This window comes from Actinocorallia sp. API 0066, assembly GCF_020991275.1.
In the GTDB taxonomy this organism is placed as follows: domain Bacteria; phylum Actinomycetota; class Actinomycetes; order Streptosporangiales; family Streptosporangiaceae; genus Actinocorallia.
The window spans coordinates 103,615-116,021 of the sequence record NZ_JAJLQY010000016.1 but is presented as its reverse complement, the minus strand read 5'-3'; the positions used below and the strand labels follow the sequence as shown (position 1 = coordinate 116,021).

Genomic DNA, 12,407 nt, shown 5'->3' with positions numbered 1-12,407 from the left:
GGTCCTTTCAGGCGTCGGCGAGGTGGCTGCCGAGGCGCTTCAGCGTCTCGGCGGCGAGCAGCGCGTGTCCGCGCATCGAGGAGTGCAGGAGGTCGGAGCTGTACATCGACTTCTCGGCGCACGCGGGGTGCGCCCACATGTCGACGACGAGGGCGCCGTGCCGGGCGGACACGCCGCGCACCCTGGCGTTGAGCTCCTGCATCTTCGGGCTGAGCGCCGCCAGCTCCGGGAAGGCGGCGCAGATGTCCATCAGGCAGTAGGTGACGACGGTGGTGCCGGTCGCGGCGAGCGAGCCGATGATCGTGTCGAGTTCGCCTTCGACGGCGTCCAGGTCGACGACGGGCCGCAGCAGGTCGTTGCCGCCGCAGACGACGGCGGCGAGGTCGGGCCCGAACTCCAGGGCCCGCTCCAGTTGCTGCTCGCGCACCTCGGACGCGATGAGGTCGCGCAGCCCGATGTTGAGGTACTCCAGGTCGGGCTGGACCCGGGCCAGCGCCTCGCGCGTCCGGTCCGCCCACGGCAGGGTCCGGTAGCCCGGGGTCGCCTCGCCGAGCCCCTCGGCGAGGCTGTCGCCGACGACCGCGAACCGCTTCCACGGCGCGGCGGCCAGCAGCCGGTCGGCGTCCGCGTCGGGCAGGCAGTACGGGTCGGTCGGTTCGGCGTTCTCTGCGGTCATGGGATTCCTTCTTGTTCCTTGTTGTTCCTTCTCAGGCCGGGGACGGCTGGGGCTCGGTGACGCCGGTGCGCTTGCGCAGGCCGAGCCGCGGCTCGAACACCAGGTAGATGCCGCCGACGGCGTTGCGCTCGGAGGTCGGCATCGCGGCGAGCGCCTCGTTCTCCCCGGCGAACAGGTGCCCGGACTCGGCCATCCGCCGGGCCACCGCGTCCAGCGCGCTGTCCTTGCTGTCGGCGATGTCCTCGACGCCGGTGACGACGTACAGGAACGACTCGTAGAGGTTGAGCATGTGCCGTTCGCGGCGGGTGAGCTTCTGCGCCTCGAAGAACTGGGACTGGCGGCTGAAGCTCTTGTAGAAGAAGGACACGAGGATGAGCAGCCGCTCGTAAGCCTGCCGGTACGCCTGGGTGTAGAACCCGAGCGCCTCCTCCTCGGTCAGCTCCTCGCGCAGCAGGCTGGACACGCCGGCCCCGGCGAGCAGGCCGCTGAACGTCGCCAGGTGGACGCCGGTGGAGAGCAGCGGGTCGAGGAAGCACGCGGCGTCGCCCGCGAGCACGTAGCCGGGCCCGGCGAAGGAGTCGGCGGAGTAGGAGTAGTCCTGCTCGGCCTTGAAGTCGGCGACGGATTCGGCGCCGGCCAGCATGTCCTTGATCCGGGAGCTGGACTCGACGGCGTCGAAGAACACCTTGCCGAGGTCGCCGCCCGCGGCCTGCCGCTGCTCGGCGAACTTCGCGGCGTTGCGGACGAGGCCGACGCTGTGCGTGCCGTCGTGCAGCGGGATCGCCCAGAACCAGCCGTCCGGGACGGAGCAGACCGCGATGGCGCCCTCGGGGCCCTTGTCGAGCGGCTTGACGTTCCGGAAGTACGACCAGGTGGCGATGTTCTTGAACGCCTCGTTGACCTGGCGGTTCTTCAGGTACTTGGTCGCCATGACGCCGTTGCGGCCGGAGGCGTCCACGAGGAAGTCGAAGGTGATGGTGCCGGAGTCGTCCTTGTCGCGGCCGCGCGTCCAGGTGGCGGAGACGGGGCGGGCGCCGTCGAAGCCGAGTTCGGCGACGCGGATGCCGTCGTGCACGTCGACGCCGTTCTCGCGGGCGTTGTCCAGCAGGAGCTTGTCGAACTCCGAGCGGATCACCTGGTAGGAGTAGGTGTCGCTGCCTTCGAGGTGGTTGAAGTTCAGCTCCCAGTTCTCCGGGCCCCACTCGAAGTAGGCGCCGCCCTTGCGGACGAAGCCGTACTCCTCGATCTTCTCGCGGACGCCGAGCAGGTCCAGGACCGGCAGCGCGGACGGCAGGATGGACTCGCCGATGTGGTAGCGGGGGAAGGTCGCCGCCTCCAGCAGCGTGACCTCAAAGCCCTCCTTGGCCAGCAGGGTCGCCGCGGTCGATCCGGCGGGACCACCGCCGATCACCAGGATTCGGGTGTGCGTGCGCAAAATCGCTCTCCTCAGGGGTCGGGGGGCGGTCAGGCGGGGCGGCGTCCCCAGACGGACATGAGCGTCTGGGTGCACATGTCGTGCTCGGGGTCGTCGAAGCGGGCGTGCACGTCGGCGGCCTCCTGCTCGGTCATCTGACCGGCCGCGATCAGTGCGGGCAGGAGCTTGTCGAACGTCTGGCGGTACATCGGCTCCAGCGGGAACGTCGCGCCGCGCAGGGTGAGGACGAGGCCCTCGGCGTCCACGTCGACCAGTCCGGCCCGGCGCATCACGCCGGGCAGGCGGCGGCCGAAGGAGGTGTCGAAGCCGATCGAGCGGACGAACGCGGCGACCGTCGCGATGGCCTTGGCGGCCGCCTCGTTGGCCTCGGCGGGCCCGTAGGAGCCGAAGTCGAAGTCCTCGACCAGCAGGCCGCCGCCGGGCCGGAGCGCGGCGCCGAGCTTGGCGACGACCTCCTCGCGCCGCGGCAGGTGGCCGAGCAGGAGGCGGGCGTGCGCGGCGTCGTAGCCGCCGCCGGGCAGGTCCTCGGTGACGATGTCCTGCCGGAAGACGCGGACGTTGGGGTACTGGGCGGCGAGCGGCTCGACGAAGCGGGGGTCGATGTCGACGGCGACGACCTCGCCCGTCAGGCCGACGGTCTCGGCCGCCCACCGCACGAGGCTGCCGCCGCCGGCGCCGGCGATGAGCACCCGCGCGCCGTGGCCGACGCCGAGCGCGGTCAGGTGCCGCCTGCTGCCCGGGTCGTAGGCGGCCTCGATGGCCGCCAACCTGCGCCGCTCCCCCTGGTCGGCGTTGGACAGCATGTATCCGGGTGAGGTCTGCAATTCTTTCCCCCTCGGGGTGGAGAATTCAGCGGGAACGGCCCGACCCTGACACGTCGGACAATTAGCAGTCAACGCTTCTTCGGCGAATTGTGCGGGAACACGATCGGGACCGTTCTAGTGTGCTCGCGCACAACCCGGCGAGAAAGAACAGGTCAGCCGCTTGATCCACAGGGTGAATGCAGGTCCCGGCACCCGGCCAGGGCTATTCGAATTGGCGTCCAACAGGCATTCAGGAGAGGAATTCGCTGGGCGCGACGCCATGCCAGCGGCGAAATGCGTGGGTGAACGCGGCGGGTCCCGCGTACCCGAGTCGGCGCGCCACCCGGGCCGCCGGGACGCCGTCCCCGAGCAGTTCGACGGCCAGCGACCGGCGCACCTGGTCGTGCAACTCACGGAACGAGGTGCCCTCCTCGGCGAGCCTGCGGCGCAGTGTCCGCTGCCCGATGCCGAGCGACTGGGCGGCCGAGGCGGGCGTCGGCGAGTCCGCGAGCCACTGCAGGAGGTACTGCCGGACGCTCTCGGTCACGGTCAGTAGCGCCCGCCGCTTGTCGAGCAGCTCCCGGCACAGCGACTCCGAGAGCTGCCGCGCCTGGCTGTTGGCGAGCGGCAGCGGCCGGTCGAGCAGCTCCCCGTAGACGACGATCTCGGTGCCCGGCTTCCCGCACCGCACGGGCACCCCGACGGCCTCGCGCAGCCAGTCCGCGGCGGGCCCGTCCTGCGCGGCGAGCCTGACCTCCTTCAGCCAGCCCCGTTCGGGGATGATGTCCTCCAGCATGCGCAGCACGGCGCCCACGGACTTCTCCCGGAAGAACACGCTGAGCCGCTCGGGCAGCCACTCCTCGGCGACGTCGATCCGCGCGAGCCCGTCCACGTCGCGCATGGTGAGCTCGCACAGCGCGTAGGAGAGGTCCATGTAGTCGCGGGCGAAGGCGAGGGACTCGCGCGCGGTCTGGGAGCAGAGCATGGCCCATCCCCACGCGCCGTAGGCGGTGAGCCGGTACCGCTGGCCGATCCGGTAGCCGAGCCCCGGCAGCGAGCCGAGCTCGTCCACGACGTTGCGGGCGATGGTCAGCTCCTGGGCGAGCCGGATGGTGGCGGCCGGGTCGTCGAGCTGCGCGGGGGTGACGCAGGTGTCGGCGAGACATCGCTCCCGACTCACGCCCAGTTCACCCGCGAACTGGACCATGAGGTGCGCACTCGCCGTACCGAGCACCGGAAGCCTGGTCGGACCTGCGCGCATCTGGTCGCCTTTCACGCATCGGGCAGGACACCCACGAGAATCTCAGATGGCCCCGGCCGACAAATATCTGGCCCCGATCCGCAAACGAGTCCGCCGGGACCGCTTATATAGTGCGACGTATCTGGTTACCCGTGAGTTTCCACCGCTACAGCAAATTTGCGATCCTTAACGTCCGACAAATGTTCTGGCCAGGTTCCGCACCATGGGAGGCAGACAGTTGTCCGAACTCGTGCTCGGCGTCCCCGGCGTCCGGATCAGGGAGGAGGTGGCGACGCGTCTCCTGGACCGGGTGGACGCGCTCGGCGAGCAGGTCGTGGCCGGGCTGCGCGCCGCGGAGCCCGTCTACAACGACGGCGTCATCCCCCCGCAGGACCCGCCGGAGTTCGTCCGCAGATCGCTGGAGAACGGCCTCATCGCCATGCGCGGCGACGCGGCGGAGGCGCTCGCCTGGCCGGGTGCGGTCGGCAGGCACCGGGCGCACCAGGGCGTGCCCGTCGTCTCGCTCCAGCGCGCCTACCATCTGGGCGGCCAGACCATCGCGGGCGCGGTGACGCGCTGGTGCGCCGACGAGCGGCACCCGCCGGAGGTCGCCGCGGCGCTCGTGGACCGCGTCTGGGACCTCACGTTCGAGCACGCCAGCACCGCGCTCGACGCGCTGCGCGCCACCCGCGGCGACACGCGGGACCAGCGGACGGCGGGCTACCTGCTGGACGCGCTGCTGAACGGCGAGACCGACGAGTCGTTCGCCGAGGCCGTCGAGCGGGGCTACGCGCTGCCGCTGGGCGGCGGCTACGCCGTCATCTGCCACCGGCCCGCCGCCGACGGCCCGCCGCTGCGCCCCGCGGAGCTGACGCCGTGGGTGGGCGAGGCCCGGGTCATCTGGCGGATGCACGGCGAGTGCGCGCTCGGCCTCGTGGTCCTGGCGGGCACGCCGGTCGGCGCGGTGCACCGGGCGTTCCGGCCCCGGCCGGGCCGGCGCACCTCGGTGAGCATCGAGGTCGGCGGGCTCATGGAGATCGGCCGGGCGCGCCAGCTCGCCGACCTGGCCTGCCGGACCATGGCCGACGGACGCGACGTCGTCTCGCTGGAGGACAGGCTCGCGGCCGGGCTGCTCGGCCTGAACCCCGACCTCGCGGCCCGGCTGTGCGACCGGGTGCTCGGCTCGGTGCTGGCGCTGGAGCCCGCGTCCCGCGACCCGCTGCTGGAGACGCTGCGCGCGTGGCTCGCCGCGGACGGCGCGGCGGGCAAGGCCGCGACGGTGCTGTCGTGTCACCGCAACACGGTGCTGCACCGGCTGCGGCGGTTGGAGCGGCTCACCGGCCGTTCGGTCACCTCGCCGCGCGACCTCGTGGAGCTGTCGCTGGCGCTGGAGGCCATCGAGGTGACGACGGGCCGCCGCATCCCGCTGCCCTGACCTGGCAGGATGCGCCGCCCTGCCGGTGCCTGGACGCTTTTATGAACGAACGTTCGTATGATCCAGTGCCTTCAGGGCGGCGCTCGTCCGTTGACAAAACAATGCGAACGTACGTACTTTCTTTTCCGTGAACGAGATCTCGACGGTCGGCGGCGTCTACGTCGGCACCCCCGCGCCCCTCGGGCCGCGGCGCGTGCTGAGCGCGATCCGCAAGGAGCCCGTCACCCGGCCGTCGCTCGCCCTCGGCGTGTTCGGCCTCGACGGCGACCGCCAGGCCGACCTCTCCGTCCACGGCGGCCCCGACAAGGCCGTCTACCTCTACCCGGCCGCCCACTACGGCTACTGGACCGGCGAGGGCTACGACCTCGGCCCCGGCGGGGTCGGCGAGAACGTCAGCGTCACCGGGCCCGACGAGCACGAGATCCGCATCGGCGACGTCTGGGCCTGGGGCGAGGCGCGCGTGCAGGTCTCCCAGCCGCGCTCCCCCTGCTTCAAGTTCGGGCTGCGCGCGGGCCGCAAGGAGGCCGTCGCGCAGATGATCACCACCGCCCGCACCGGCTGGTACCTGCGGGTGCTGCGGCCCGGCACCGTCCCGACCTCCGGCGAGCTGCGGCTGCTGGAGCGCGACGAGCGCGCCCCCACCGTCAACGAACTGTTCAGCACGAGCTACGCGCGCGAGTTCGACCCCGCCGAACTCCTGCGTATGGTCTCCACACCGGCACTCGCCGACCAGTGGCGGGCCGGGGTGCTGATGCGACTGAACAGGACGGGGCTACGGACATGACACAGGACGGCAGGCTCGCGCGGGGCAACGAAAGCAGGCGGCGCATCCTGGAGCGGGCGATGGCGACCGCCTCCCAGGACGGCCTGGAAGCCCTCTCGATCGGGCGGCTCGCCACCGACCTCGGGGTGAGCAAAAGCGGGGTCTTCGCCCACTTCGGCTCCAAGGAGGAGCTCCAGGCCGCGGTGATCCGCGCCGCGGGCGCCGTGTTCGCCCGCGAGGTCATCGCGCCCGGCCTGAACCTGCCACCCGGCCTGCCGCGCCTGCTCGGCCTGTGCGACGGCTGGCTCGACTACTCGCAGCGCCGGGTCTTCCCCGGCGGCTGCTTCTTCTACGCGGCGGGCGCCGAGTTCGACGCCCGTCCCGGCCGCATCCGCGACCTGCTCGCCGACGCGCGCCGCGACTGGCTGCGGCTGTGCGCGCAGACCGTCACGGACGCGCGGCACCTCGGCGAGCTCACCGAGGCCGCCGACCCCGTCCAGGTGGCCTTCGAGCTCGACGCGCTCGCCTGCGCGGCGAACTCCACCGCGCTGCTGCTCGACGAGCCCCTGGCCTACGAACGCGCACGCGCCGGCATCCGCGACCGGCTGCGCGCCCTGGCCACCCGGCCTGACTCCGTACCCTGACCCCTCAGAGAGGCCGCTCCCGGTGACATCGGAGACCGTAGACAAGACAGCCGCTTCGCCACCGCGCCCCATCAAGCCGGGGCTCGTGCTCGCCCTGTGCTCCGGCGCCACGTTCATGGCGTTCCTCGACCTGTCGGTGGTGAACATCGCGTTCCCCGACATCCTCGCCGACTACCCCGGCACCCCGATGTCCACGCTCACGTGGGTCGTCAGCGCCTACGCGATCGTGTTCGCCGCGTTCCTGACCCCGGCGGGCAAGCTCGCCGACGCCGTCGGACGGCACAAGGTGTTCCTCACGGCGCTGGTCGGGTTCACGCTCGCCTCGCTGCTGTGCGCGCTCGCGCCCGACCCCGGCGTGCTCGTCGCGGGCCGGGTCCTGCAGGGCGGGTTCGCCGCCGCGATGATTCCGAGCGCGCTCGCCCTCATCATCTCCAGCACGCCGTTCGAGAAGCTGTTCCGCGCGGTCGCCGCGTGGACCGCGATCTCCGGGTTCTCCGCGGTGGTCGGCCCGGCCCTCGGCGGTGTGCTCGTCGAGCAGTTCGACTGGCGCGCCGTCTTCTTCATCAACGTGCCCGTCGGGGTGCTGCTCCTGGTGGGCGGCCTGCGCGGGCTGCCCCGGCACGCGCCGCCCGGCACTCCGTTCCCCGACGTCGTCGGCACGCTCCTGCTCACCCTCGGCATCGGCGGCGCGGTCGCCGGGCTCACCGAGGGCGACCGGTGGGGCTGGACCGACCCGCTGACCCTCGGCCTGATCGTCGGCGGGCTCGTGCTCGTCGGGCTCGCGCTGGCGCGGTCGCGGCGGCACGCGTCCCCCGCCGTCGAGATCGGCCTGTGGAAGGTGCGCAGGTTCGTCCTCTGCAACATCGCCTACTTCGTGTTCGGCGCGCCGATGTTCGCGTGGCTGCTGTCCGGCGCGCTGTTCACCACGACGATCTGGCAGTGGAGCATCCTGGAGAGCGCGGGCGCCCTGTCCATCGGCGCGTTCGCGTCCATGGTCACCTCGGTGATCGCGGGCCGGATCACCGACCAGACCAAGCACCGCTGGATCGTCGCGCTCGGCGCCGCGATGTTCGCCGCCTGCTGCGCGATGATGGCGACCGACCTGTTCAACGAGACGCCCAACCTGTGGGGCGCCTGGGTCCCGGCCAGCCTCCTGGGCGGCGGCGGCCTCGGCTTCGCCATCACCGGCCTCGGCACCACCGCCGCGACCAGCCTCCCGCCGATCCAGTTCGCCGCGGGCCTCGGCATGAACATGACGGCACGGCAGGTCGGCGGCGCGCTCGGCATCGCCTCCTTCGCCGCCCTCATGTCGGCGGACCGGCTGCCGCTGGACAACTTCCACGCCCTCTACCTGGCGTGCGCGATCGCGGCCGCGCTGGCCGCGCTCATCGCCGTCCTCATCCCCGACCCCGAGCCGCAGGGGTAACAAGCCACTGGGTGCGCCGCGGCCGTGGACGGGCAGGTCCACGGCCGCGGCTTTTCACTCGTCACGGCCGTCTCGCGGCGCCCGTGACGGCGGTTGACCGGTCCGCCGCCGCCGACCCCACGTGGGGCGGCGGACCGGTCGGCTCTCAGCCCAGGTAGGCGCTGGAGATGGCGTCGGCGCTGACGAGGTCGGCGACCGGCCCGGACGCGGTGACCTCGCCGTGCGCGAGGACCCACGCCGTCGAGCAGAGGCCCTGGACGAGCCTGACGTTCTGCTCCACCAGGAGGATCGCGGTGCCCTCCCGCGCGATCCCGGCGAGCAGGCCCCCGATCTCGTCGACCGCCACCGGGGACAGGCCGCTCGACGGCTCGTCCAGCAGGACCAGGCGCGGCTCCGACATGAGCGCGCGGGCGATCGCGACGGACTGCTGCTGGCCGCCGCTGAGCCGTCCGGCGGGCTCGGCCGCCCGGTCGCGCACCCAGGGGAACCGGTCGTAGGCGCGCGCCAGCCTTTCCTTCCTGACCCGGCGCGGCTGCCCGTAGGCGCCGAGGAGGAGGTTGTCCTCGATGCTCATGTCGGGGAACAGCCTGCGGTTCTCCGGGCAGAGCGCGATGCCCGCCCACCGGCGACAATCGGACGCACCCCACTTCCGCTCCTCACGCGCCTCGGGAACCGGTGACGATCATGCTGTCGAGACTGACGACGTCGTAGTCCTCCAAGGTCACGTGAAGCTGGGCCGCGCTCAGCAGACGGGTACGGGGGTCGTCGTGCGCGATGGTGACGGCGGCAGCGGGCACCAGACCGGCCCGGGTCGGCCCGTAGAGCATCCCCGAAATCGCGGCCGGAGCGACTCGCCGGGGACGCAGCACCACATACCCGTCACGCAGATGCGGGCACAGGCGACCCGACCGCTCCACACACCCCGGACACACCGGCGGATGAGCCGTCATCACCGGCGCGGGCCAAGGCCCCTCCGCGCTCTCGTACTCTTCCCGTGACAGCATCCACAGCGCGCTCCTGCCGCAGGGCGTGCCACACACCTGACACAGCCGCCCGCGCATCGCCCGACGATGCCGCAGGAAGTGCACGGACTTGAACTCCGGAACCCCCACCCCCGGACTGAACCCCACCCGCGTCCACAACACCCCCGCCCCATCACGGTCCACCACCGTCTCATCGGCATAAGCGAGCCTCCCGTCACGGAGCACGAACGTGACGGGCAACATCTCCTCCGACGACCACGCCGTGATGTACGGCACCACCCCCCACCGCGCCAGATTCGCCACAGACCCAGACATACGCACACACCTTCCTCAAGAGTACGACGGGAATCAAGAAACCGGACAGACGCCCCCACAACCGGCGGGCACCTCCCCGGGCAGAGAGCGAACCGGCTACAGCAACGCCAACGCGGTCAGCGCGTACCGCGCCTGCTCATCGGCGTCCAGCGCGTCGGGGTTCCTGCCGTCATGGCGGGCAAGAACCCCGATCAGCGCGGCCATGCCGTCGCGGTAGCCGTCATAGGCCGAAGCCAAGCCGGAAGGCCACTCCTCACGCGGCACCTCCCACAACGCCCCGTACTCCCACCCCGACCCGGCCAGCGCACGGCGGAGTACTTCAACGGCGCTGCGGGCGCGGGTCACCGGCCCGTCCAGCGACGTCACCGGCCCGCCCGCAGATACACCACCAGCGCCACGACGGCCAGCACCCCCAACAGGACGCCGATCACGACCGCAGCGACCAGGTCTGTCACGGCTGGACCGGCTTCGGCGGTGCGCTCGTACCCGCCGTGCTCTCGGATGCGGGGCGTCCGGTCGCGGCCAGGAGAGAGCCAAGCACGGTGTGGAGTTCGGCGGCTTGGTCCAGGGTGAACATCAGCTCGCCTGTGGCGACCTCGGGCACCAGCCAGACCGGCGTCTGAAGGGCGGCGGGCTCCCGGTTCATCGGCGCGGCCCCGGTGCGAGCCACGAACTACCCCGGCCGTGGAAACCCGCCGATCCGGCTACAGCCGGAGACGTAGGCACGAAGGCGGACGGAACGCCGCACCGGTCGATCCCAGGAGCGACGGCGTAAGGCAGCGGCGGCACGTCCGATCGACGCGGCGTTCCGGTGCGCGTCGGCTCGGACGGCGGGACGGAACGGCGCACCGGCTGGGACGTCCAGCGGTGCGGCGCGGCCGACTCGCGAAGCAACGCCTCCAAGCCGCTCAGCGTTCCGGCCTCGACCAACCGGCCGCCGACCAGCGCCCAGTAGTGCCGCGTGGCCTCCCCGAACCACATCAAAACGCCTTCGTACCGGGCGCGCAGATCCGGCAGCGCAAGCCCGTCGTCGCCCGGCCGAAGAGCCGGGTATAGCCCCGGATGGCCATTAGCATGGATCATGGATCAGACCTCCAGAGTCTGGTCAAGGCCCTGCCCGACGCAGCTTCCCGGTTCCGTCGGGCAGGGCCGTTGTGGTTGACCTACCGCGAACCTTGGTTTATTTACGGTGTGCCTACCGTAGGCCAACCGGTGGGATAGATGTCAAGAGCATCTCAGAATCGGCATTGGCGGAACCGCCTAGCGACTGCCCTATGGTTGGTCTATGGTTTGCCTCTGGCAAGGCTCACCACCCAGAAGACCGACCAAGGAGGCCATCGGACGATGCCCAGGCCGCCCGCCAAAGCACTAGCAATCACGGCCGCCATCGCCGCGCGGATCGTCGAAGGCGATCTTCCGCCCGGGTCGTGGCTACCTCCCGAGCGCGAACTTGCCGAGCAGTTCGGCGCGGACCGCTCAACCATCCGCCGTGCCATACGCCTGCTCGCCGAACAGGGATTGGTCCAGATACAGGCCGGGACCGGGACACAGGTCAGGAAGACCGAGCCCGTACGGAGAAACGCCGCCGACATCACCAAGCAAGTGGGATCGTGGCGAGGCTTTCACGTCTCCGCACAGCGCTCCGGAAGGGAGCCCTTCACTCACACCACCATCCGAGATGTCCAAGCGGACGCACAACTGGCCCGCTGGCTTGGCGTTCCCATCGGCACCGACGTCCTGGAACGGGCGCGAGTTCAAGGCGTTGTCGGGGAGCCACCTATTCAGACTGCCACCACGTGGATAATCTCCGACATCGTGAATCAGATACCGGTACTCAAGGAAGTCAATACCGGACCGGGCGGCATCTATTCTCGGCTAGACGACCTGGGGTACAAGATCGTCTTTGAGGAGACCGTGAATTGTCGGCTTCCGCGCGCGGAGGAGCAGGCGACCTTGGAAGTCAGGCCGGATCAGCCGGTCCTCACCCTCTGGCGACGAGCCTACGACCAGAATGAGCGCATCGTTGAGGTGACTCACCGTGTCGTCGTCGGAGACCGCCATGAGCTGGTCTATCGCTACGGAGCGTAGATGATCAAGGATAGTAGCGCCCAGGTGATCAAGCGGATCGACTCGAAGATCGTCTACCAGAATCCATGGATGACAGTCCGAGAAGACCGGATTGAACGGCCGGACGGCTCATCAGGCATTTACGGTGTGGTCGATAAGCCAGACTTCGCGTTGGTGATACCGGCCGAAGCCGGAGGATTCCACATGGTCGAGGAATACCGATACCCGATCCGGCGTCGTACGTGGTCCTTCCCGCAGGGGACCTTCCCCATGGGCGAGGACGGCAGTCCGACAGAACTCGCACTCTCCGAACTCGCTCAGGAAACCGGCCTACGTGCTAAGTCGCTTCAACGACTAGGATTTCTGCACTGTTCGCATGGGACCAGCGGGCAAGGATTCAACGTCTTCCTCGCATCAGATCTCAGCCAAGGAGAGACCGACCGTGAACTTGAGGAACAGGACATGGATCAAGCTTGGTTCTCTCGCGCTGAATTCCATCAGATGATCAGGGATGGCCGCATCACAGACGATTCAACCCTGGCAGCCTATTCCCTGCTGCTCATGTTCGAGGCAGAGCACGAAGACCGCCCACCGAACGCGGCTGTGTGAGGGTTTCCCCT

15 protein-coding genes are annotated in these 12,407 nt (G+C 70.3%); 7 read left to right on the top strand and 8 right to left on the bottom strand.

Annotated elements, in window-relative coordinates; genetic code table 11:
• Positions 1–7: 7 nt before the first annotated feature.
• The 4 genes from LO762_RS30470 to LO762_RS30455 form a co-directional block, all read right to left on the bottom strand.
• A complete protein-coding gene (locus LO762_RS30470) occupies positions 8–676 on the bottom strand; it encodes an SGNH/GDSL hydrolase family protein (protein WP_230619681.1) in 669 nt (222 codons plus the stop codon).
• A gap of 31 nt (positions 677–707) precedes the next feature.
• Positions 708–2,111 (bottom strand): NAD(P)/FAD-dependent oxidoreductase, encoded by a 1,404-nt coding sequence (locus tag LO762_RS30465; RefSeq protein WP_230619679.1) that lies wholly within the window; start codon positions 2,109–2,111, stop codon positions 708–710.
• A gap of 29 nt (positions 2,112–2,140) precedes the next feature.
• Entirely contained in the window at positions 2,141–2,935 is a 795-nt protein-coding gene (locus LO762_RS30460) for a bifunctional 2-polyprenyl-6-hydroxyphenol methylase/3-demethylubiquinol 3-O-methyltransferase UbiG (protein WP_230619678.1), read from the bottom strand.
• 229 nt (positions 2,936–3,164) lie between these two features.
• Positions 3,165–4,175, bottom strand: a complete 1,011-nt coding sequence (locus LO762_RS30455; RefSeq protein WP_230619677.1) for an AraC family transcriptional regulator — start codon at positions 4,173–4,175, stop codon at positions 3,165–3,167.
• 217 nt (positions 4,176–4,392) lie between these two features.
• Here LO762_RS30455 and LO762_RS30450 point away from each other — a divergent pair, with 217 nt between their 5' ends.
• The 4 genes from LO762_RS30450 to LO762_RS30435 all read left to right on the top strand — a co-directional run bounded on the left by LO762_RS30450 (position 4,393) and on the right by LO762_RS30435 (position 8,422).
• Positions 4,393–5,589, top strand: coding sequence for a helix-turn-helix domain-containing protein (locus LO762_RS30450; RefSeq protein ID WP_230619676.1), 1,197 nt, complete (start codon positions 4,393–4,395; stop codon positions 5,587–5,589).
• 127 nt (positions 5,590–5,716) lie between these two features.
• On the top strand, positions 5,717–6,373 hold the full coding sequence (locus tag LO762_RS30445) for an MOSC domain-containing protein (protein ID WP_230619675.1): 657 nt from the start codon (positions 5,717–5,719) through the stop codon (positions 6,371–6,373).
• A complete protein-coding gene (locus LO762_RS30440; protein ID WP_230619674.1) occupies positions 6,370–6,996 on the top strand; it encodes a TetR/AcrR family transcriptional regulator in 627 nt (208 codons plus the stop codon). The genes LO762_RS30445 and LO762_RS30440 overlap by 4 nt, the downstream gene beginning before the upstream one ends.
• Positions 6,997–7,018: 22 nt before the next feature.
• Positions 7,019–8,422: an MFS transporter gene (locus LO762_RS30435; RefSeq protein WP_230619673.1), complete on the top strand. Its 1,404-nt coding sequence runs from the start codon at positions 7,019–7,021 to the stop codon at positions 8,420–8,422.
• Positions 8,423–8,567: 145 nt separating this feature from the next.
• Here LO762_RS30435 and LO762_RS30430 read toward each other — a convergent pair whose 3' ends face one another.
• The 4 genes from LO762_RS30430 to LO762_RS30415 all read right to left on the bottom strand — a co-directional run bounded on the left by LO762_RS30430 (position 8,568) and on the right by LO762_RS30415 (position 10,390).
• The gene (locus tag LO762_RS30430) at positions 8,568–9,035 is read right to left on the bottom strand and encodes an ATP-binding cassette domain-containing protein (protein ID WP_308104837.1); all 468 of its coding nucleotides are present in this window, start codon (positions 9,033–9,035) and stop codon (positions 8,568–8,570) included.
• A 43-nt stretch (positions 9,036–9,078) separates the two neighbouring features.
• A complete protein-coding gene (locus tag LO762_RS30425; protein WP_230619671.1) occupies positions 9,079–9,720 on the bottom strand; it encodes a hypothetical protein in 642 nt (213 codons plus the stop codon).
• 96 nt (positions 9,721–9,816) lie between these two features.
• Positions 9,817–10,086 carry a hypothetical protein gene (locus LO762_RS30420; protein ID WP_230619670.1) on the bottom strand — a complete coding sequence of 90 codons (270 nt, stop codon included), beginning with the start codon at positions 10,084–10,086 and terminating at the stop codon, positions 9,817–9,819.
• 85 nt (positions 10,087–10,171) lie between these two features.
• Entirely contained in the window at positions 10,172–10,390 is a 219-nt protein-coding gene (locus LO762_RS30415; RefSeq protein ID WP_230619668.1) for a hypothetical protein, read from the bottom strand.
• Between the two features lie 141 nt (positions 10,391–10,531).
• On the opposite strand from LO762_RS30415, the gene LO762_RS30410 reads away from it, so the two are divergent.
• The 3 genes from LO762_RS30410 (at position 10,532) to LO762_RS30400 (ending at position 12,396) form a co-directional block, all read left to right on the top strand.
• Positions 10,532–10,675 (top strand): hypothetical protein, encoded by a 144-nt coding sequence (locus LO762_RS30410; RefSeq protein ID WP_230619666.1) that lies wholly within the window; start codon positions 10,532–10,534, stop codon positions 10,673–10,675.
• 389 nt (positions 10,676–11,064) lie between these two features.
• Positions 11,065–11,808 carry a GntR family transcriptional regulator gene (locus tag LO762_RS30405; protein WP_230619664.1) on the top strand — a complete coding sequence of 248 codons (744 nt, stop codon included), beginning with the start codon at positions 11,065–11,067 and terminating at the stop codon, positions 11,806–11,808.
• Positions 11,809–12,396: an NUDIX hydrolase gene (locus LO762_RS30400; RefSeq protein ID WP_230619663.1), complete on the top strand. Its 588-nt coding sequence runs from the start codon at positions 11,809–11,811 to the stop codon at positions 12,394–12,396.
• Positions 12,397–12,407 lie beyond the last annotated feature (11 nt).

Bases quoted from the DNA above. Each gene is read 5' to 3' on its own strand.
- LO762_RS30470 (WP_230619681.1), bottom strand. From the start codon at position 676: ATGACCGCAGAGAACGCCGAACCGACCGACCCGTACTGCCTGCCCGAC.
- LO762_RS30455 (WP_230619677.1), bottom strand. From the start codon at position 4,175: ATGCGCGCAGGTCCGACCAGGCTTCCGGTGCTCGGTACGGCGAGTGCG.
- LO762_RS30440 (WP_230619674.1), top strand. From the start codon at position 6,370: ATGACACAGGACGGCAGGCTCGCGCGGGGCAACGAAAGCAGGCGGCGC.
- LO762_RS30425 (WP_230619671.1), bottom strand. From the start codon at position 9,720: ATGTCTGGGTCTGTGGCGAATCTGGCGCGGTGGGGGGTGGTGCCGTAC.
- LO762_RS30405 (WP_230619664.1), top strand. From the start codon at position 11,065: ATGCCCAGGCCGCCCGCCAAAGCACTAGCAATCACGGCCGCCATCGCC.
- LO762_RS30400 (WP_230619663.1), top strand. From the start codon at position 11,809: ATGATCAAGGATAGTAGCGCCCAGGTGATCAAGCGGATCGACTCGAAG.